Annotated in this window: 14 protein-coding genes; 8 read left to right on the top strand and 6 right to left on the bottom strand. The window is 57.1% G+C overall.

Annotation, left to right across the window (positions count from 1 at the left end):
* The first annotated feature begins 109 nt into the window (after positions 1 to 109).
* Positions 110 to 1768 carry a sensor histidine kinase gene (locus tag SH139x_RS01925; protein WP_488353604.1) on the top strand — a complete coding sequence of 553 codons (1659 nt, stop codon included), beginning with the start codon at positions 110 to 112 and terminating at the stop codon, positions 1766 to 1768.
* A complete protein-coding gene (locus SH139x_RS01920; RefSeq protein ID WP_488353603.1) occupies positions 1734 to 3131 on the top strand; it encodes a sigma-54-dependent transcriptional regulator in 1398 nt (465 codons plus the stop codon). The genes SH139x_RS01925 and SH139x_RS01920 overlap by 35 nt, the downstream gene beginning before the upstream one ends.
* A gap of 26 nt (positions 3132 to 3157) precedes the next feature.
* On the opposite strand, the gene lexA is transcribed toward SH139x_RS01920, so the two are convergent.
* A complete protein-coding gene (gene lexA, locus SH139x_RS01915) occupies positions 3158 to 3763 on the bottom strand; it encodes a transcriptional repressor LexA (RefSeq protein WP_488353602.1) in 606 nt (201 codons plus the stop codon).
* 378 nt (positions 3764 to 4141) lie between these two features.
* Between lexA and SH139x_RS01910 the strand changes: the two genes are divergently transcribed.
* Both SH139x_RS01910 and SH139x_RS01905 read left to right on the top strand, forming a co-directional pair.
* Entirely contained in the window at positions 4142 to 4693 is a 552-nt protein-coding gene (locus SH139x_RS01910; protein ID WP_488353601.1) for a cysteine hydrolase family protein, read from the top strand.
* 746 nt (positions 4694 to 5439) lie between these two features.
* Entirely contained in the window at positions 5440 to 7536 is a 2097-nt protein-coding gene (locus SH139x_RS01905) for an ATP-binding protein (protein ID WP_488356139.1), read from the top strand.
* A gap of 484 nt (positions 7537 to 8020) precedes the next feature.
* Here the strand turns inward: SH139x_RS01905 and SH139x_RS01900 are convergent, their stop codons facing one another.
* Positions 8021 to 9466, bottom strand: a complete 1446-nt coding sequence (locus SH139x_RS01900) for an oxidoreductase (protein WP_488356138.1) — start codon at positions 9464 to 9466, stop codon at positions 8021 to 8023.
* A 6-nt stretch (positions 9467 to 9472) separates the two neighbouring features.
* The gene (locus SH139x_RS01895) at positions 9473 to 10261 is read right to left on the bottom strand and encodes an undecaprenyl-diphosphate phosphatase (protein ID WP_488353600.1); all 789 of its coding nucleotides are present in this window, start codon (positions 10259 to 10261) and stop codon (positions 9473 to 9475) included.
* A gap of 38 nt (positions 10262 to 10299) precedes the next feature.
* Between SH139x_RS01895 and SH139x_RS01890 the strand changes: the two genes are divergently transcribed.
* On the top strand, positions 10300 to 11328 hold the full coding sequence (locus tag SH139x_RS01890; RefSeq protein WP_488353599.1) for a DUF368 domain-containing protein: 1029 nt from the start codon (positions 10300 to 10302) through the stop codon (positions 11326 to 11328).
* Between the two features lie 128 nt (positions 11329 to 11456).
* Here the strand turns inward: SH139x_RS01890 and SH139x_RS01885 are convergent, their stop codons facing one another.
* A complete protein-coding gene (locus SH139x_RS01885) occupies positions 11457 to 11681 on the bottom strand; it encodes a hypothetical protein (RefSeq protein ID WP_488353598.1) in 225 nt (74 codons plus the stop codon).
* A 146-nt stretch (positions 11682 to 11827) separates the two neighbouring features.
* On the opposite strand from SH139x_RS01885, the gene SH139x_RS01880 reads away from it, so the two are divergent.
* A complete protein-coding gene (locus SH139x_RS01880; protein WP_488353597.1) occupies positions 11828 to 12400 on the top strand; it encodes a 3-keto-alpha-glucoside-1,2-lyase-like domain-containing protein in 573 nt (190 codons plus the stop codon).
* Between the two features lie 12 nt (positions 12401 to 12412).
* On the opposite strand, the gene SH139x_RS01875 is transcribed toward SH139x_RS01880, so the two are convergent.
* On the bottom strand, positions 12413 to 14827 hold the full coding sequence (locus tag SH139x_RS01875) for an efflux RND transporter permease subunit (RefSeq protein WP_488353596.1): 2415 nt from the start codon (positions 14825 to 14827) through the stop codon (positions 12413 to 12415).
* Positions 14824 to 16212, bottom strand: coding sequence for a hypothetical protein (locus tag SH139x_RS01870; RefSeq protein ID WP_488353595.1), 1389 nt, complete (start codon positions 16210 to 16212; stop codon positions 14824 to 14826). The genes SH139x_RS01875 and SH139x_RS01870 overlap by 4 nt, the downstream gene beginning before the upstream one ends.
* A 237-nt stretch (positions 16213 to 16449) precedes the next feature.
* Here SH139x_RS01870 and SH139x_RS01865 point away from each other — a divergent pair, with 237 nt between their 5' ends.
* On the top strand, positions 16450 to 18114 hold the full coding sequence (locus tag SH139x_RS01865) for an SDR family oxidoreductase (protein ID WP_488353594.1): 1665 nt from the start codon (positions 16450 to 16452) through the stop codon (positions 18112 to 18114).
* Positions 18111 to 22160, top strand: a complete 4050-nt coding sequence (locus SH139x_RS01860) for a beta-ketoacyl synthase N-terminal-like domain-containing protein (RefSeq protein WP_488353593.1) — start codon at positions 18111 to 18113, stop codon at positions 22158 to 22160. The genes SH139x_RS01865 and SH139x_RS01860 overlap by 4 nt, the downstream gene beginning before the upstream one ends.
* The last annotated feature ends 40 nt before the right edge of the window (positions 22161 to 22200 follow it).

Below are 22200 nucleotides of genomic sequence, written 5' to 3'. Positions count from 1 at the left end.
CGGTCGCTTGGTTAGAATTAGGACCGAGGTTCGCCGGGAGGCCAGTTTTCGCGTGACACGGAAGTTCATGCAGCCTACCCGATGACTGAGTTCACGGAGGGTGGGAACGTTGCTTGCACGCTGGCCCATTCGCGTCAAACTGCTCTTCGCGCTCGTCATGTTGGCCGCCATTGTCGGCACACTTGCGTTCAGCGGCTTTTGGGGGCTATACGGCTATCGGCAACTGGCGGTCACCGTCAGCGAGCGAGCGGCCGAACTTCCCCTGAGCAGCAAACTAACCCGCAGCGCTGACGAACTGCGGGATTCTTGCTACCGGATTCGCCAAGGGGCAAGATCCGGGACCTCACTGATCGCCGCCGACACGCTCGGCTCACTGCGACAATATGATAACGATCGCTTTCACACGGCCCTGAGCACCTATCGCACCTCACTGGCACTCTATCGCGACCAGTTCGAACGATCGCTCGAGGATGGTTCGCTATTTTCCGATCAGAGCGAACAGTTGGCGGTGCTCGACCAGCTTGGCAAACAACTTGATCGCATCGACGACCCCGCGCACGCTCGCTTGACGCAGCTCAGTTCCGGCGAACTGGAGTCGCTGTTGCACGAGCTGAATTTGCTGGTCGAGGGAACCGAGCGGTTGCCGAAGCTACTGCAAGAGCGGATGGCCGGTTTCCGCAACCAAGTCAAAGGCGAATACCGCACGATGATCGCGTTGGCCTGGTCATCGCTGACCGCCGCAACGCTGATTCTGGTGACCTTGCTGTGGCTGTTTCGCCGCATGGTGGTCAAGCCGTTCCGCGACCTGTTGGCCGGAAGTCGACTGGTTGCTCGCGGCGACCTCGACCACCGCATCCACTTGGGTACCGGGGACGAATTCGCGGAGCTGGCGCAAGCGATGAATCAGATGACCGATCGCTTTCAGAAAACCTATGATGAACTCGAGGCCGTTTGCCGGAATCTTGATCAAGAGGTTCGCGATCGAACTCGCGAAGTCGTGCAGCGGGAACAGTTGGCCAGCGTCGGTTTTCTGGCCGCCGGAGTGGCGCATGAAATCAATAACCCACTCGCCTCGATCGCCTGGAGCGCGGAAGCACTTGAATCTCGCTTACACGACCTACTGCATGCCGACGTGACCACCGCCAGCGAACCACCCGCTGTCACGACGGAACAAGTCGAAAGCTTAAAAAACAACCTGCGGCGGATCCAACAAGAGGCTTTTCGCTGCAAGGGAATTACCGAGCGGTTGCTCGATTTCAGCCGGCTGGGCGATGTGCGAAAATCGCCGACCGATCTCAACGAACTGGTCCGCGACGTCGTGGCCATGGTCGGGACGCTCGGCCAGTATCGCTGCAAATCAATTCAAATCGAAACCTCCCAGCCTGTGATCGCCGATGTTAACCCGCAACAAATCAAGCAGGTGGTGCTCAATTTATTAACCAATGCTCTAGAAAGCGTGGATAAGGACGGGCAAGTCGAAGTCCACGTCTCTGCCCATGGTGAAAACGCCCAAATCATGGTGCGAGACAACGGTTGTGGCATGAACGGCGAGGTTTTAGTAAACCTTTTCGAGCCATTTTTCACGCGACGTCGCGACGGCCGCGGCACCGGACTCGGTTTGAGCATCACTTATCGCATTGTCAATCAACATGGTGGCCAGCTAACGGCTCACAGCGACGGCCCCGGTTGTGGATCGTCCCTCCAAGCAACTTTTCCCCTCAAAGCATCCGCTGATGTCGAACAAAAAAGCACCGCATTCGCAGCCTAATCAAACAGGTTTGGCGATCTTGTTCGCCGACGATGAACCGGGACTCCAGGAACTGATGCGGGAAGAATTGCCCCGCATGGGTCATCGCGTGACGGTCTGTCCAGACGGGGAAACAGCGGTCGCCGCGTTAGAAAAAGAGCCCTTTGACTGCCTACTGGTCGATCTCGATATGCCGGGCATCGGCGGGATCGAAGTGCTCTCCCGCGCCAAACAACTGCACCCGGCCATCGAGGCGGTGGTGATCACGGGCAAGTCGAGCGAGGAAACGGCGATTGCCGCCCTTCGCCAAGGAGCCTTCGACTACATCACCAAACCGTGCCGCTTGGCCGACCTGGCTTCGTTGCTGGGACGCGTCTCCCAACAACATAAACTGGCTCGCCAAGTCGCCGCATTGCAGCACCGCCTGCAACGCGCCGAAGGGGACGGCCAAATGGTCGGCAATCACCCCTCAGTCGAAAATGTTCGGCGGTTGGTTGCCAAAGTGGCCCCCACTGACAGCACCGTGCTGATCCGTGGTGAAACGGGTTGCGGAAAAGAGCTGGTGGCCAAATCAGTGCACGCTCAAAGTTTGCGAGCTGAAAAGCCCTTTGTCGCGATCAACTGCGGCGCACTCCCCGAAAACTTGATCGAAAGCGAACTCTTTGGACACTGCCGCGGTGCTTTCACCGGCGCTGACGGAGCCCGCACCGGACTGTTCGAGGTCGCCAACGAAGGCTCCATTTTTTTGGACGAAATTGGTGAGCTGCCGCTGTCGATGCAGGCCAAATTATTGCGAGTCCTGGAGGCGGGAGAAATTCGCCGCGTCGGTGATAACCAAACCACAAAGATTGACGTGCGAGTAATCTGTGCCACGCACAGAGATCTCGAGGCGATGGTGGAGGCGGGCGAATTCCGCGAAGACTTGATGTTCCGCATCAACACCTTTGAGATCATGGTCCCGCCACTGCGGGAACGCGTCTCCGACATCATGCCGCTAGCGGCCCACCTGCTGCGGAGATTTCGCAAAGACTCTCGTGCGGACGAAGCCTTGTTCAGCCCAGCGGCTCGTGACCTCCTGTTGGGTCACGTTTGGCCGGGAAACGTGCGAGAATTGGCGAACGTGATCGAACACGCCGCGATTTTGTGCGACCGGCCCCCGATCGAGGCCGAGCACTTGCCGCGGCAGTTCAGCGACCGGCAACTGCGTAAGGAATTACGCAGCGGGGGACCGATTAGTCTGCGGGAGCTGGAGTTAACCGCTATTGATGACGCTTTGCGGCGGCACGATGGTAGTAAACCGGCCGCCGCCGCAGAGTTAGGTGTCAGCTTAAAAACCTTGTACAACAAACTGAACGCGGCCGCTGATCGCAAAGCGGCCGGCTGAGCGGCGACAAAGGCGGCCAAAATATTTTACAAATTCGGCCGCACCACACCAACGGCGATACCGATCACTTTGGCGTCGCTGACGTAAATGGGGTCCATTTCATCGTTTGCCGGTTGCAAACGGATTCGATCCCCTTCTGGGAACCAGTACTTGAGCGTCGCTTCACCTTCGCTGGTTTGAGCCACGACCATCTGACCGGGAGCGGCCGAGTCCCGACGCTCGACGATCACGTAGTCGCCGTCGGCGATGTGCGCGTTGATCATTGAATCCCCGGAAACCTGCAGAATAAAGCGATTATCCTTATAAAATAATTCGCCCAAATCGATGCGGTCATTCTGCTCAAAGGCAAGCGTAGTGGGGCCGGCCGCCACGCGTCCAGCCATCTGCAAGGCGGTGCCGCTGCGATCGGCCATCTGAGTCAACTCAATCGCTCGCGACTTATTCGGACATCTCCGCAACAAACCCTTCCGCTCCAGCGCCTTGAGGTGACACATCACCCCGTTCGGTGAACGAATCCCAAAGTGCTCTCCTATCTCTCGCACCGTCGGACCGTAACCGCGACGAATAATCAACTCGCGAATTAAGTCATAAACGGCTTGCTGACGCTCTGTCAGCGCTGGCGACACACTCATAAATCACACCCAAATGATTGTCGGCGATCGATAATGAACATACAAAAAACCAAAGTTGGGCCAGCAGACAACCGTCATCGCGAAACTCGTGTCATCGCGAAAGCTAAGCTAACCGGCGCCGGGGCCACAGACGGCTCCGCTCGCGGAAACTCGCCCCCCCAAAAACCCGATGAATCAACTGTCACGATGATAGATGTACACTAACCAGACAGCATCCTATACGACCGTATATGCGAATGCCAGTCGTGAAGGGTGATTTTGTGCGAAAAAATTCAGACGGTAGGGTGTTCGAGCATGCCCAATCGCTAGACCCCTACAATCAACAACCAACAGCTTGTTCGCGATATCCCCACAACACACACCACAAGGAAGCTTTTTATGAAACGAGCCCTCATCGTGATCGACGTGCAGCGCGAATATTTCGACGGCGCCTTCCCGATTCGGCATCCGGCTGGGCATTTGGAAAGCATCTTGCAGGTGATGGATCGGGCCCAGCAAGCAAAAATTCCTACCGTGGTGGTGCGGCATCACCAGCCCGACCCCGCATCGCCCGTGTTCCGCAAAGACAGCGAGATGTGGCAACTACACGAGGAGGTCGAAGGCCGCCCCCGCGACGTGCTGATCGATAAACAATTACCCGGCTCGTTCACCAACACGCCGCTCGATGCATTCCTCAAACAGCACAACATAGAAACCGTCAGCATTGCCGGTTACATGACGCAAGTCTGCTGCGATACCACGGCCCGCCAAGCTTTTCATCAGGGCTACAACGTGGAGTTCTTGCGAGATGCCACCGGGACGCTGGACGTGGAAAACAAAGCCGGCTCAGTCACGGCGGAACAACTCCACGAAGCGATTCTGGTCGCCCAGCAAATGTTTATCAGCGACGTGATTGACACCCCAACTTGGCTCGCTCGCATCGAAGCTTAAATGCGGAAACGTAAGTGGTCGCGAAATTGAGCCAAGACAAGTATATAAACTCGATGAGGAGTAAGACTTACGCCGACTAAGTGCCATTCGGGTACGACCCCGGCGAAGCCTCCCCCGAAGAGGACTATAAGCGTGCCTGCAAACGCATTATGATGTTGCCCATTTCGAACCGAGACCCCGCGACCGGCAAACCGATGCCCGAACGGCACGCCGCCCCGTCCTCCGTCGAAGCAGGCTGGAACGACTGGCGTACCGCACTGGACAGGAGATTATGGGGAAAGCATCGTGAGGGTCATCAAGCTTCGCTGGGAAAAGGTTGGGTCTTTGCTGTTCAGATGTGGCGTAATTTCGAGGTACTGTGCCTGTTGCCTCCACTGCTACGATTCATGCCAGCGAAGTCGCCCGCTGACGCAGAGGAATCGTATGTTTGGACCGGAAGGACTCAAGAAAGTCGCACGTTCTTTGAGCGACGACACTCTATCGGTGTGCATGCGTGTGCAAAATGTGTCCCATCGCGTCGAAGACTTTCTAAAGCAAGCTAGATTGTTGGTGCGGAAATCGACGATCGACAATAGATCGAAAAGCAATCTATTCGAATTTTTTTCTGGCTTTTTCACAACGCTTGTGCGCAACAAGAATTGGTTTGTCGCGTCGTTTTTCGGATAGTTCTCAGAGCAGGACGAATCGGAGACATCCCGAAGGGGGCGTTGCAAGACTTTATCTCTAGGAGTGGTGCTTTGAGGACGATGGAGCAAGATGTTGAATACCGCTTGAATCTGGCGACGAAAGCGGCTCGAATCGGATTGTGGGATTGGAACACTCAGACCGGTGAAACGTATTTTAATGATACGTTCTACACCATGTTGGGTTACCAACCTGGCGATCTGCCGATGACGCACGAAACCTGGAAAACGCTCGCCCATCCCGGCGATCTAAAGCAGGCCATGGAAGGTTTACAAAGTTGCTTGGCAAATAAGGTCTCTTGCTATGTCAACGAACACCGGTTTCGCTGCAAAGATGGCAAATGGCTTTGGATTCGCAATATGGGCGAAGTCATCGAGCGCGATGTGGATGGTTCGCCTCGCCGGATGATTGGTGTCCACGTCGATATCGACGAATCCAAGCGAATTGCAAATAGCTATGAGAACTTGGCACAGGTTCGTGCCGGGCAAGACGAACATACGACGTTGAGCAATTTGGCCCGTGCAATTGCTGAGTCATTCGAGTTGTCGTTTGTCGGTATCGCTCGAACCTCCGATTGTGAACACCCACTGACCGCGCGCTTGGTTGGAGGTTGGCACAAAGGTCATCAAATTCGACCATTTGAGTATTCTTTAGCTGGCACCCCCTGCCATTTAGTGACTGAGAATGCGTTTTGCTGCGTCGCGCAGAACGTCTCAACGCTCTTCCCCAATGACCAGATATTGGTCGATATGGGAGCGGAAAGTTATTCCGGAGTGCGTTTGCAAGATTCTAAGGGAAATCCCATCGGCATTCTTATGGTCGTTCATACCGATTCGATGCCACCTACGCTGATGCAAGAATCGACGATGCGAATGTTCAGCGATCGAGCAGCGGGCGAGCTCGAACGTTTCGATATCGAAGCCCGTGCTCGCCAAGCGCGTCGCGATGCTGAAGCGGCCAACGTGGCGAAGAGTGAATTTTTGGCGAACATGAGCCACGAGATTCGTACTCCCATGACAGCCATTTTGGGATATGCCGAACTCTTGCTCGGCGATTTGGATGGCGATCGATCGATTGAAGAATCGCGAAACGCATTGCAGGCAATCTTCCGAAACAGCGACCACTTGCTGGCGATTATTAACGACATTCTTGATATGTCGAAGATTGAAGCGGGCAAAATGACGGTTGAGCAATTGCCGACTGACCCAGTGAGTTTGGTTGATGAAGTTTTCTCGCTGGTTCAGGCTCAGGCTTTAGGAAAAGGTCTGACTTTACGCAGGCAAATCCTCTCGAAGGTACCGCGCACGATTCTCACTGATCCGATTCGATTGCGTCAAGTTCTGTTCAATTTGGTCGGTAACGCAGTGAAGTTCACAGAAATAGGTGAGGTCACGATCGAACTGGAATGCACCCGTGGCCAAGAGGCTCACTTAGAATTTCGGGTGAAAGATTCAGGCATTGGAATGACCGCCGAGCAGGTAGAAGGGGTTGGACGATTTGGGGCTTTTTCGCAAGCCGATAGTTCCATGACGCGCCGGTTCGGTGGTACCGGCTTGGGGCTGCGTATTTCGAATGCCTTTGCTGAGATGCTCGGTGGGCGTCTGTCGGTTCAGTCAACTTACGGATTGGGTAGCCAATTCACCGTAGCATTGCCCATTGGTCAAGAGTGCGATTTTGTTGAACTAGGAGTATCCAGCGAGCCACCGGTGAAAAAGTCGAAAAAACTGAGTGGCGAACCGGCTCCAACGACATCTACAGTTTCCAAACAACTCGAGGGCACACGCATCCTGTTGGCCGAAGACGGTCCAGACAACCAACGCTTGATTTCGTTTCTATTGAAAAAGGCTGGGGCCGATGTGACGGTTGTTGAGAACGGCCAACAAGCGATCGAGCGAATCGAACTAGCTCAGGCAAGTGATGAACCTTACGACATCGTGCTAATGGACATGCAGATGCCAGTTCTGGACGGCTATTCGGCAACGCGTCAATTGCGCGAGAACCAAGTCTCGACGCCCATTGTCGCTCTCACCGCTCACGCGATGAGCGGAGATCGTGAAAAGTGCATGGCGGCGGGATGCAGCGATTACACGACCAAGCCAGTTGATCGACAAAGACTCTATGCCACAATTCATCAATGGACGTCGCCTACGCCTGGCTGAACACTTGATGGCAAACGACCTCGCATCAGAGACGCCCCGGCAGCAAAACGGTTCCTCATTCGGTTGGAACATTCGCATCGATTTCGAAAATTACCCCGCGAATGTCGCCAGTGCCTGCTTGCCGTGAGCGAGCGCAAAGCGCTTCGAACGATGCTGGGATTTTCGTTTTTTGCTCCGCCCCACGGAGACCAGACCTTCGATGTAGAGGATATTTTCGAGGCTTCAGCTGGCCGACTTCGTACTCCCAAGGAGGCTTCGCTGGGGTCGGGCCTGATGTTCGGTGTCCATGCCGAGTGTGATGTTCGATCCCCGGCGGGACCCCTCGGGTTTCACTAAGTCGCTTGGTTGCGATCGAGTGTCAGCTCAGCGTAAGCATTCCGCATAAACCTCCAGAGAACGTTGGCAAGAAAATGGGGGTGGGAGCCATTAAGTTAAAACAGGCAAGACCGAATTGCCTAAACCCCAAAAATGCTCCTGCCCCGTGTTAAGTTGGCGATTGCTTGAACGCTTTTAATTGCTCGCGCTCGGGACGCTTTTTGTAGAAAGCGTCCAGCGGATAACAACCGCTGACTAAGCCCAGCCGCGGTGCCGTGGTGCAGTCGCTGAAGGTGCGGCAAACTAGTTTGCGCTGCCAGACGTTACCACCCAGCACATCAGCCGGCAGCTGCGGATAGGAAAGCACCATGCGGCCTAAACCGACCGAGTCGACCCAGCCCGCGCGAACGGTCGCTTGCGCCACGTGCGGCAGATAGTCTTGCAAATAGGTGTAGCCACTGCCGACCATGAACATGCCGGGATAAGCTTGCTTGGCAATCCGCACCGCTTGAATCTGCCGGTCGACACCACACAACGGATCCTCCGGCGGCGCGTAACCATCACTTGGCGGAAAGATGGCTGGCCGCTGGATGTGTGGATTGTAATAGGGACTGCCACAAGTCAGATTCAGCAAACTGACGCCCGCTTGTTGCAGACAACCTATTAACTGCAACGGTTCGCTGAGATCGAGTTGCAAAGGATCTTGCGAGTCACAACCGAAACCGGCCAAGTAGGGTCCCTCGGCGGGCCAAGCCACAGGCCGTCCGACTGGATCACCCAGCTCGTAAGGGAGCGTATCAAAGAGGCTTAGGCGGACACCCACGGCCAAGCTCGGACAAGCGGCCCGCACCGCGCCGATAATGGTCAACAACAGCCTTGTGCGACCGGCAAGATCGCCCCCGTAGCGTCCCGGCCGATTGCGAGCGGAGAGGAATTCGTGCAATAGGTAGCCATGACAGGCTTTGACATCGACAAAGTCAAAACCACAACGCTCGGCCAGCCGAGCGGCACGCACGTAATCCTCCACCAAACCGTCTAGCTGGTTGTCTGTCCAAACCACCGCATCATCCTCGGCGGCGATCCCGCAGCGGGCATCGAGCAAGGGGTGATGGTAGGCGATCCGCGGTTCGAGTTTAACTTTGTCCCAGGGACGACAATAACGCCCACTGTGGGTGAGTTGCAGACCGACAACCAAATCGTCGCAAGTGCCACAGGTCGCTTGATGCGCTTCCAACAACGTCTCGCGAAGCTGATTCAATCCGGCTTCATTGTCGTCGACGGCCATCGTCTGGCGAGGATTGGCCCGGCCGTCGGGACGCACCGCGGCCGCTTCGCCTCCCCAAATCAATTTCGCTCCGCTGAGCCCAAAATTTTGCCAACGGCGGAGCGTCAATTCGCTCGGTTTACCATCCGGCATGGCATCCCAGCCTTCCATCGGATGAATGCAAAAACGATTGCCGATGCTCAGCGAGGCAACTTGGATTGGCTCGGCCAAGGGAGAGCCGGTCGTCGCCGAGAGTGGCTGGTCATCGAGCGGAAGATCCAAATCCAACGTGGCCAACTGCTGCCTAAAATCGGCAACCGTCTTCAGCTGAGCGACCTTACGATAACGCACCATGAATTACTTCTCTCCCAACAGCCCGCTCTGGCACATAGCTATCACAACCAAACCAAGCGGAATACACCAAGCGGCAAACCAATAGAGTCGACCTTCGCGGGCCCAATGGATCAACCAACGCAGGGCAACGATGCCGACAACAAACGAAACGGTCGCGCCGAGCAGCAACACGCCGACTTGCATCTCACCCAACCCGGTTTTGGATAAATCTCGGAAAGTGAGGATCGTGGCACCTAGAATAGCCGGTATCGCCAACAAAAAGGAGAAGGTCACCGCGTCTTCCCGTCGCATGCCACCCAACCGGGCCCCGACAATCGTTGATCCCGCTCGACTGATGCCCGGGAATAAGGCAAAAGCTTGGAAGCAGCCGATGGTAAAAGCGCCCCAAAAAGAAACTTGCTGATAGCTCACATCGCCTTCGGGGAGCCACCGCAAGGAGAGCAACAGCAGACCAGTCACGAGCAACATCCAACCCGCCAACAGGGGACTTTCCAGCAAGTGCGGAAATTGAGTTTTCATTAAGATTCCCGCCACACCCGCTGGAATCGTACCGACCACCAGCAGCGGAATAACCCGCCGATCGGATTTGAGCAGCTCCAAGATCCTCCGCCAATAGACGACCAGAATTGAAGCGAGCGTACCGGCGTGAAGTATGATCTCGACAGTGGCCGAGGTATTTTCGACCTGCATCCAATTACCCAGGATGACGAGGTGCCCCGAGGAACTGATCGGTAAGAATTCAGCGATTCCTTGCACAACCGCCAATACTAGCATCTCTACGACAGGTATCATCGGCAAGAAACTCCGCCGTGGAATAATAGGAACCATCTTTGAAACGACTTAAACAAACTATCACCGAGGATCTTGTTAATTTAGGTCGCGGATTCTGCATGGGCGCAGCCGATGTGGTGCCGGGAGTCAGCGGTGGCACCGTGGCTTTGATCCTAGGGCATTATCGACGGCTCGTCACCGCCATCAGCCAATTTGATCGGCGAGCGATCGAAAAAGTCAGACTAGGGCAATGGAGCGGGTTGTGGAGCCACCTCGACGGCCGGTTTTTGTTGCCGCTGGGACTCGGCATTGGAGTCGGCATTTTGGGACTCGGCCCGCTGATGCACTGGCTGCTGGAACATCGCTTTAGCGAAACGATGGCAGTCTTTTTTGGCTTGGTGCTGGCCAGCGGGTTGATCGTCGGCGGCATGGTGAACCAGTGGACGCCCGGGCGGATGATCACCACCGTGGTGGCGGCCGGTTTCGCTTGGCTGATCGCCTCAATGACCCCGGTCGCGGGGGAGCCCAGCACCCTGTTTCTATTTTTTGCTGGAGCGATCGCGATCTGCGCGATGATTTTACCCGGCATCAGCGGCGCGTTCGTGTTGCTGCTGCTGGGCGCCTACCATCCGGTGACCGGGATGGTGAAACAGATTGTCAGCTTCGATCTTTCCGGCCTGCTGCTGCTCCGCTTGACCACCTTCGCGGTCGGCTGCTTGTTCGGTCTGTTAGCTTTCAGCCGATTGTTAAGTTTGTTGCTGGCCAGATACAGCGAACTGACCTTTGCCGCTCTGCTGGGGTTGATGCTCGGCTCGCTGCGCAAATTATGGCCACTGCAGGCCGCCACAGCCGAAACTGCCGAGTGGGAATTTAAAGAGCGGGTTTACACGATGGTCAGCTGGGGCGACTGGAACGGCCCCACGTGGACGCTGCTCGGTTTAACCTTGGCCGCTGCCGGATTGGTGTTGGTCGTGCATCACGCACAACACCAATCCTTCGCAAAGGCGACCGCCCGTCTCCCCGACAAAACCGTCGCCAGAGTAGACGGAAAAGCCAATGCCAGCGATACAGACGAGACCGGCGAATGAGGAAACATCGACTCAGCTAGACAAGACTTCTTGCAAACAGAGCCGATGGCTTATCGCTAGCCAGGCCTATCGCTGGCCAGGCCTATCGCTGGCCAGGCTTATCGCTGGCCAGGATCGCAAACGCCATTTCAAGTCTCGCGGTCATCCTGTTGACTTTGACGTTGTGGGGCCGATTGCTGGCTGCCCGCTTGCTGACCGCGTTGAAACTCGCTGCGATCTTGCGGTCGGCGCAAGCGAACGGCATCGCCATCCAAACGAACTTCTTCAGCAATCATCGCTTGCTCGCCATTGATCGAGCCTTCACGGGCTAAGATCCAAACTTGATCGCCTTTGCTCAGTTGCAAGTCTTGCAAACGGTTAGCGGGACCGAACGACGTGCCAGCAGCAGCGGGTTATCGATATGCACGAGCGGGCGGTTTGAGGTACTATTTTGAGTGCCGGCACTTGGCTGCGGCGGTGTCTCCCAGTTCCCCAGTTACAACATTCCCAGTTACACCCCATGCCCAACAAACTTGCCATGCCCAACAAACGGGATTTACTATTCACGCCGGCCGCTTGGCGAGTTGTCAGCACGGGCGCTTTCTCCGCCACAGACAAAATTCGTTTCGCTGCGGGAGTCTTGAGCATTGAAAGGGGCAACCCTGGTTCAGGCGTCTGCTACCGAGGTCCGGTGCCGCGCATGAATTACCGCGTGGCGGCCGAAGCGCGGCGCGTGGACGGAGCCGACTTCTTTTACGGCTTGACGTTTCCCATCAACGACCAGCACGCGTCCTTGATCATGGGTGGCTGGAGTGGTGGGGTTTGGGGTGTCTCCAATTTGGATGGCCTCTCGGCGGTGGAAAATGAAACCACCGGCTACCGGCCGTTTGAGCAAGATCGCTGGTACCGCATCGTGCTGACTGTGGAGGAGAAACGCACGACGGTTGAGCTCGATGACGAAACGATCATCGATTATGCCACCGCCGAACATCAATACAGCGTCTGGCCCGAGCAAGCAGTCATGGTGCCGCTGGGGATCGCCACTTGGAATACCGGCGGGGAAATCCGCCGGCTAACGCTCGAACAGCTGTAACGGGCAACACAATTAACGGGCAAAACGTCGTCCCAGCGGGCTAGCCAGCAAAGCGGGCAACAACAACAAATCACACACCAGCGCGACGCTCAACAGAATCGCGATCACGCTGGCAAACCTGACGATGGGTGTGAAATGGCTGCCGGCAAAAACCAACATGCCGAGGCAGCAAACCAAAGTGGTCTGGACCATCGCTGGACCACAGTGCTGCAGAGCGGCGGCGATCCGCGCGGGTTGATCAATACCCCCGCCATCACTCGCCGTCCCCTCACCACTCGCACCCCCACCGCGGCGGGCGTATGCGTAAATTAGGTGCAGGGTATCGTCGACCGCGACCCCAATCGCCGCGCTGGCGGTCAACACCGAACCAATCTCTAGCGGCCATTCGAGCCAGCCCATCATGCCGAAAATGAAGACCGGCGGAATCACGTTGGGAAGCAGCGAAACCAAACCGACCACAGGATTCCGGAGCACGAGCGACATCACAATCGCGATCAGGCCGACAGCAACCAACAAACTGATTCCCATATCGCGCAGCAATAACTTTTGCATGCGTTCAAAAATCAAGGCCCCGCCGCTGACTTGGAATGATACCGTCGCAGATGCATCGAGTTCATCGAGCGCTTGCTTCACCGCCCGCTGCACCTCGGCTTGCACGCCCGCGTAGTCATGTTCCGCAGTCGCCCGCATGCGGCCGCTGATCCGCCAATGCCGCGCACCATCGACCACGCGCAACGCACCCGTTCCCTGCAAATCGTCGACGAAACGATGAAAGTTGGATTGAAAAATATTACGTTTCGCCGCGTACCGAAAGCCGGAACCCGAGAGCGGCGGATTGGACATAAAGTTCAGCGGTGAGATGACGATTTCCAGCGCCTCACACTTGCGAGCCGCTTGCGCGACCTGGTTGACGATTCCCAGCTCCCCCAGCCAATCAACCTGCTCACCCGCCGGACCCGGGGGGGGCGAGAGCACGATTTCAATCGGCACCAACGGCGTTAAGTGCTCTTCGATCCAACGATAGTCTTGCAACACCTTGGCGTCCTCGGGAAACATCTGCTTCATCCCCAGTGATGCCGTCAACCGCGGCAAGCCCATCGCACCGCCAATCAAACAAGCCAGGAACAGCGGTATCACCCAACGCCAACGCTGGCTGATCCCGACCAGCAAAGCGGTGGGAAACTCGCCACTGAGACGTTGATCGGCCTGACTCTCGGGGGCTTCAGTTTGTTGCAACTTACGATACCAACCACCAGCCGGTAGGACCGTGTACGACGCAAAGACAAAGGTTGGCACCAGACAACCGGAGAGCAAAATCATCACCCCGGCATAAATGCCAAAATTTTGAATCGGGATAATTTGACTGCTGGCTAACGATCCAAAACCAATCGCGCTGGTGATCGTCGCCAATGCAATTGGACGCACAGCGGCTCGCAACATCATCACCGGCGCCCGCTGGGGGCCATGCTCCAACAACGCTTCGCGAAAATATCGCATCAGATGGCAACCAGCCGAGATGCTGAGAATAAACGTCACGTTGGCCATCAACAACAACACAGCATCGGTCCGCCCGCCACTGATGCTGACCACCGCCAAAGCCAAATGTTCGTTGTACAGCGCGATTAGCAACAGCAATGAGCCGACGCGCAAGTCACGATAGACGGCGACCACCACCACGCCGGCAATCAGAAACGACAGCAAGCTGAGCTGCATCAGTCCGTCGCGACTGGCTTGATCAATCGCCACGCTCTCAATCGTCGGCCCGGCAATATAAATGTCTTCCGCAGGCAATTCGGCCGCCCACACCATGGCATCGCGATAGGCCGCCACCGCCGCTTGACGATCCAACATGCCGGGCATCGAAACCAGCCCGATCGCGCCGGTCTGTTGGCCATCCGACCCCAGAATCCAACCGTGCATGCGAGCCAAAGCGGCTCGTGGACTCATGCCAATCCCCGAATCCTGCAGTTCGGCAAAGACTTCGTTACCAATCAAGACGCGGCGAAAATAATGATTCAGCCGAACGGACAAAGCCCGCGCCTCAGCATCCAGCGAATCAGTTGGTACTTGTGAATCATTTGCCGCCTCGCTAGGACCAGCCACTAACTTCGATAATCGAACTAGCGATCGATCATCCAACGTGCAGCCTTGCCAAGTCGCCGCCAGCAATTCATCACTGCCGAATAACTCCACGAAGCGATCTTGGGCAACTGTTTCCGGATGCCCCATCGGGATCCAATCCTCGACACGATTGGAATTGCCGTCCCAAGCCAATTTGGCGTGATACAAAACCCACGGCACCGATGCCAGCCACAGCAACAGGATCACCCAGGATAGCTTTCGCCAAGGCCGATCCGACGAACTTGCCTCACAGGACTCAAACTCACGGGAACCAACCTCCGCCACAGCGGAATGCGTATCGCTCATGCGGAATGCCGCTCCAAAGTTGTCAATAACATCGTCCGCCAGCCGCCAACCAACTGCTCAGCCTGTTCCCGTCCCAAATGCTCAGAACTGACCGTTACCGCCAACCGAATCTGACCTCGATACTGCGTTAATAAGAAAGATGCCGGCGTGCCGGACCGAGTGGGCGGTCCGCCTGAAATTCCAATGAGCTTCAAATTGCCAGCCACAAGCTGACCATCAACCGACGGTAATTTGGAAATGAATCGTCGCGTGGGGTCACCCACGTTAGAAAACACGGCGGTCGTGGCGCAGCCCCGTTGGCGTGTCAGCAACCGCATCCCACCCGGTATCCGCCCCGCCCCGCTGAGCACGGCCAAAAAACTGGCCGCCAGCCCATCGCGGCGAATCACCGCGTGCTCAGCCGCCAAACTTTGCAACAACCCGTCGGGATCATCCACCCATCGATTCATATCACGGTCAATAATTGCGTAACCGATCCGGTTTGCCGCCGGCATTTTCAGTTGAGCCCGGTCACGCAAATTCACCGGCATCGTAATCCGGTACCAGCGCCCGGCCGCTCCATGACGCTGATTCCAGCCGCGCAAGTTGCGGAGCAAGTCACACATCGCCACGTCATTCAAGGTCACCCCCAACCGATCTGACACTCGCCGCAACGCTTCCGACTCTGCCGCCGATAGGGTCACGCTAAAACATAATTCAACCGGTTCAGCAGAAACCGCCGGCGGAGTCGCGAGCGGGGTCACTCGCCGGAAGAAAAAACGAGAGATCTCCCTGGCAATCCCGCCGATCTCCAATCCCCGCTTCTGCGTTTGGTTATCGCCCGCTGCCAGCTCATTGGTAGCCGACTTAGTCACTGCCGCTCGCCCCCGCGTCGGCAAACTATCAACGTCTACGCTGCGCAGCCGAGTGCCCCGCTGAGGGCAAACCAACTGGTCGTAGGCAGCCAACCAGTCTCCGACAAACATTAATCCGCCAATTCCGTCGACCGCCGCGTGATGAAAAACCAACATCAGCTTCCCGCGATTACCCGCCGTTACCCCGGACATTTCGTCGCGGCCAGCGACCCAGCGCCAACGAAAAGGACGCTCTGTGAAGGGGTCAATCCGCCGGTCCATCGGCTCGCTACCCGCATCCTCAGTGGCGGCAAGATCCAAATCGCTCGATTTTCTCCACGCTAACCCCGTCGCCGTTCGTTCAATCTGACAGTCCAAAAAGGGGTGGCGATCCAACGCCACTCGTAAGGCGGCCCGCAGAGCTTGTTGGTCAATTTGCCCGAAAAATTCGTAAATCGCTGGGTAGGTCATTGGCCAATTTGCGCGATCATCGGCCAGCATATAATGCTCGAAACTGACCAAAGGCCAGCTTGTTTGGGGGTGATCTTGCATGCGAACCGGTCCGGTAGTGATCAAAAAAACATCTTCCGAAATTCCTGAGAGCCCTCTCAAATCGGCTACTCAAGGTAGTAACTAGGCGAAACACCGATACAACTGTCTTAAATCACCTATCATCCGCACATTACCTATTACTTGCAACTTGAAAAACGACGGTCCTCTCTACTATACTCATCCCTACCGTTGACCGTTGGTGTCGACTGAGATGTCTCTGGAGGTGTTGAATATTCAATGAAGTACTTGTTGTTAACCGGAGCGACCGGGTTACTCGGCGAGTACTTGCTTCGTGACTTAACTCGGCTGGGGCGGCCGCTAGCAGTAATAGCGCGCAGCAGCGGACGGCGGTCGGCGGCCGATCGGATCGAGGACATTTTCGCCAAACTGGAGCGAGTCGAACGTCGAGCGATGCCCCGCCCGATCGTCTTGGAAGGCGATTTACAGCAAACGTTGTTGGGTTTATCGCCAGCGGCATGCGGCTGGGTGCGAGCCCACTGCGACGAGTTGCTGCACAACGCGGCCAGCCTGCAATTTATCGAGGATCCGCGCAGCGGAGAGCCTTACCGCAGCAATGTGCGAGGCACTGCGGAGATGTTGGCGTTATGTGAGACCACTGGGATTAAGCATCTACATCACGTGTCGACCGCCTATGTGTGTGGCAACCGGCGTGGACGCATCCTCGAAACTGACGCGATAGATCTGGCGGCTGCGGGCAACGATTACGAAGCGAGCAAGATTCAGTCTGAGTTAATGGTCCGCGAGTCGGCGGCTTTGGAGAGTCGCGTGATTTACCGGCCAGCGATCATCGTGGGTGACCATCGCACTGGTTACACCAGCACCTTTCATGGGTTTTACGTGCCTTTGCAATTAAGTCAAGCGATGCGCACCAGCGGTCATGCACCCCGCGGCTTGCCGCCCGGAATGGTGATGAGCACGATGGGTCTCAGTGGTGAAGAGCGCAAGAACTTTGTTCCCGTCGACTGGATCAGCGCGGCAATCAGTCGCGGCGTCACCGACCAGAGTGGTCGCTTTCGCGGACGCACGATTCATTTGGCACCGAGCAAGCGGGTGAGCCTAGCCGCCATGGCCGAGGTGATCGCCGAGTCGCTTGACACGCAGGCTGGCGAAAATCAGGCGGGCGGAACCCCAGCCTCCGCTCCCGCGGCAACTCGCGATCCCGGCCAAGTGCTAGACTTTTTCCGCCAGCAGATGGGAATTTATCAAGCTTACTGGCGAGACGATCCCGAATTTGATGGCGCGGCCGTGTTGGAGTTGCTCCCCGACCTGCCCTGCCCCGAAGTTGACCACCAGTCGATGTTGCGACTTTGCCGGTACGCCCTGCGGACCAACTTTGGGGCTCGCCGCGGCTTGCCCCCGGTGCATCCGCCGCGAATTGGCGAGACGCTGGGTGCCGCTTGGGAATCATCAATGGAGTCCGAAAGCGAGACTGACGAAGACAGAGTGCACGATAACGGGATACTCGCCGGCGGCGGGGAAATTTTCCAGCTCGGATGCTGTGTCACGGGGCCCGGCGGAGGTGACTTTACGTTGCGAATTCCGCTGCCGCGGCTCTCAAATGGTCAGTCCCCAGCAGACGTCGGCCAGCTTGAACTGTTGATCGGCCTGCCAACTGCCCCACGACCCAACGTGCGATTCAACCGGCCCACGCTCGACGCACTGCTAGCGGGTACGACCACGGTCGACGCCTGTTTGCGACGGGGTCAGATCATGCTGTTTCACGCCGCTGCCGCGGAGCAGCCAGAGCAACAAAAGACAGAGCAAGCGGGAACAGACCGAGCGTCAGCCGAGCAGTTAACCGCGTGGGCCTTGGCTAGTTTGCTGGCCGGGCTACGAAATCAAGCTGCCGGCGCGCTCCAATCTCAGGAGTCTCAGTCATGAGCCCCGAGCGCTCAGCAACTTTCAATCGCTCCGCTTCCCAGCTCCCCATTGCCATCACGGGGTTGGGTTGTCGGCTGCCCGGTTGCAACAGCCCGGCTGAGTATTGGGAGATGATCTTGGCGGGCGAGTGCCGTGTGGCGCCGGCCCCGGCTGAGCGTTTTGATCGCGACTTGTACTACTATCCCGAACGTGGTGAGCTGAATCGATCCTACACCGATTTAGCCTGCACGATCGATTACCGGGGCGCGGCGCCAACGCATCCTTCGCTGCCGGCGTCGGTCCGCAGTTGCCCCGAATTGGCTTTCACGACGCTTTACTTGGCGGTTGACCAAGCATTGCGTGGCGACCAGCAATTTGGCCAGGCCGCCGCGGTGCAGTCGCTGCCAAGTCGCACGGGCGTATATGTCGGTCACACGCGAAAAAGTGGCCTAGCCGGTCAGATGATTGTGGGCACGTATATTCCCCAAATCATCCAGTACTTGAGCGAAGTCAACGGGATCAGCGACGAGCAGCGGGAACGGGTCGCCGAGTCGCTGCGGCGGCGGTTTCGCGACGCGGCACCACGGCGATCTGCCGCGGGCCAACCCGACTTAACCAGTCTGACCGCGGCCGGCCTGATCTCGCAAGGTTTAGGCCTCGATGGTCCGGCAATGGTCTTTAATTCGGCCTGCGCGAGTTCCTTGCAGGCGTTAGCTCAGGCGGTTCGCGCCTTGCAATTAGGTACGATTGACGCGGCCATCGTGGGCTCGGCTTCTTATTTTCACGCCGACACGCTGGTCTTATTTTCTCAAGCCCAATCGCTGAGCGCGGTGGGAAGTCATCCGTTCGACATTTCCGCCGACGGGATTGTCGTGGGCGAAGGTTACGCTGCGGTCGTGCTGCGGCGGGAGGAAGATGCGATCGCCGCCCAATTGCCCCGTCACGCCACTATCCGCGGCGTGGGAATTTCCTCCGACGGGAAAGGCAAAAGCCTGTGGGCACCCCGGGCGGAAGGTCAAAAACTAGCAGTCGCACGGGCTTACAGCGGCATCGCTGACAGCCACGCGCCGCAGTACATCGAAGCGCACGCTACCGGCACGCAGCTGGGCGATGCCACCGAGCTGACTGCGATTGCCGCTAGCCTGCAGTCGCGTCAGATTGAACAACCGATTGCCGTTGGCAGCGTGAAAAGCAACATCGGCCACACGCTGGAAACGGCCGGCTTGGCCGGATTGATCAAGGCGGTGCTCAGCGTCCGCGAGGGGGTGATTCCACCGACCACCGGAGTCAGTCAGCTAAATCCCAAGATTGATTGGGAGACGATTCCCTTTCACATTCCGACTTGGGCACAGACTTGGCCCGAATTGGCCCCCGCTGTGCCACGCCGTGCAGCGATTAACGCGTTCGGCATCGGTGGTTTGAATGTGCACGTCGTCATCGATGCTGCTCAAGCAAGCCCACCACAAACAAAGAGTCCTCAACTCGCCATCGCGACGGTCAAACAGCACTCGCACTCCGCCGCCGGCTCGCCTAATCGCACAGCCTCACTCAGCCGCAACGAGCCCGATGTCGAGCAAATCGCGATCGTCGGCATGGGAATGATAGCTGCCGGCTGTGCCAATGTGGAAGCTTTTTGGCAACGCTTGGCAGCGGGAGAAGCGGCGCTCAGGGACGTACCACCGACTCGCTGGCGAGCTGACTTGTTTTGCGATCCACAGCATGTCCGTCCCTGGCACACCACAACCACGCGGGGCGGCTATGTCACCGAGTTTAGTTACGATTGGCGGCGACACCGCATCCCACCGAAGCAGATTGCCCACGCCAGTCCGGTGCAATTCATGGTTTTAGAAGCGGTCGAACAGGCGCTCAAGCAGAGCTTTGGCGAGGAACTGCAACATGCTGGCGGGTTGAACCAGTTGGCGGAGCGAACCGGCGTGATTGTCGGCACGACCTTCGGAGGCGACTTTGCCAACCAATTGTTATTGGGGCTGCGGTTGCCCGAGTTTGAGCAAACGATTCGCCATACGATCACTGATTTGCCGAGCACCGAAGTCGAAGCGATCGTGGATCAGTTTCACGACACCGTGCTGCGCCACATGCCGGCCCTGCTGGATGAAACAGGTAGTTTTACCAGCAGCAGTTTGGCATCGCGAATCACCAAGACCTTTGACTTGTTCGGCGGTGCCGTCGCCGTCGATGGTGGACTCTGTTCGGCTGCGGCCAGCCTGCAATGTGCCGTCGATCTGCTCCGCAGCGGCGACAACGACATGATGATTTGCGTGGCAGCCCAAGAGGATATGTCACCCACACGTTTCGAGTTAATGTCGCTCTCCGGTGACTTGGCGGCCACGCCCGAGGGTCACGGGCTGGTTCCGGGCGAAGGCTGCGTGGCTTTCGTGCTCCGCCGCTTGAGCGACGCCGAGCGTGATCAGCAACCCATCCTGGGGCGAATTGGCGCCATTGATGCTCACTTCGATCACACCCGCCGCGCCACCCGCCCTCCCACACCGGCCCAATGCTTGATCGGCCACACCCTCGGTGCGGCCGGACATATCGAATTATTGTCAGCACTTGCTCCACAAGCACCACACCCCCCGAGTACCCAGGTGGAATCTGCTGATTTCTCAGGACTCCACTACAAAATTGAATTATTCTGTGCAAAGTATTCAATTGACGAGGCACAGTCCGCGACCAATTCCCCAGCAATCCAAACTCACGTAATGGCTCCACGTCAAGATTCAAAGATTCTGCAATTTGACGCCACCCAGCGACGCAAACTGCGTCTGCGGGAACGAGCAATGAGCGGAAAACAGCCTCAATCTGGCAGCTCGGCAACCCCGCCCAGCACGACCGCGGACCAACCGCTCAACCCACCGCCGCAGCAACCAACAGCTGCCCAGCCCATAGCTGCCCAGCCCGTAGCTGCTCATTTTAACAACGAAATCAATGGGCATCCGCAGCCCACACCGGCTGGCTTACCACCCGCTAAGCTGCGTCAATTGTTAGTTGATTTCGTGGTCGATCAAACGGGCTATCCAACCGACATGGTCGAACTCGATGCCGATTTGGAAGCCGACCTGGGCCTGGACAGCATCAAAAAGGCTCAGCTGTTGGGAGAAGTCGGTGAACATTACGCGTTGGCCGATCGCAACGATGTCGACCTCGACAAGCTGAATACCTTGGCGGCCATCGAAGCATTCCTGTTGGCGTTACCAACTGGCAGCCCAACAGAAAATCCAATGGGCAGCCCAACAAGCAGCACCCAACCGCTGGCCAGTTTCCCGGACGGCAACGTGACCAGCAGACCGAGCAAAAATGGCAGCTCGCACGCTGAACACACTGCCGATCCGCAGCAACCTGTGCAGCAGCAACCCGTGCCGAGCGGTGTGGAACCGCGGGGCACTGCCAACGAGTTGCGGGCGGCGGTCGAACTTAGGATGATTTCTTTCGTCGTCGATCAGACCGGCTATCCTCCCGACATGGTCGAACTCGATGCGGATCTGGAAGCCGACTTGGGCATCGACAGCATTCGCAAGGCACAACTGTTAGGCGAATTAGCTGAGACCTTTGGATTGCAAGCCGATGAGGCGACTTCGCTGGACGAACTGCCTAGTTTGCGAGCGATTCTCGATTTCACTTGCCAACAGCTGGCCGATAACGCGCCGCCAGCTCAAGGGACTCAGCAACCATCAGCTCACCCCGTCGCCCCTGCCCCGGCTCCCGTACCACAAGCGGCAGTTCCGGCCGCACAAGCTCCAGTTTCCCAGACTCCAGCAAGCGTTTCCGGCACGATAGATGCGGGACTTTTGCGAGAAAAAATGATTGAATTTGTCGTTGAGCAGACTGGTTATCCATTAGAGATGGTAGAGCTGGACGCTGATTTGGAAGCCGACCTGGGCATCGACAGCATCAAGAAAGCTCAATTGATGGGCGAGTTGCAAGAGACTTACCAGTTTGCCACTCGCGACGACATGACGTTGGACGATTTTCCCGATCTGGCGTCGATCGAGCGGTTTGTTCTGGAGATGTGTGCCCCACAAGGATCCGTGGCCCGTAGTCGTTTCTAAAAATAACCGCCGGATCCACTTTCGCCTCCCAGCTTAACGG

The organism is Kothea flammea (genome assembly GCF_052161645.1).
GTDB lineage: Bacteria > Planctomycetota > Planctomycetia > Pirellulales > Pirellulaceae > Laterigemmans.
Note: the sequence above shows the minus strand (reverse complement) of the source record. Positions and strands in the feature narration are given on the sequence as shown.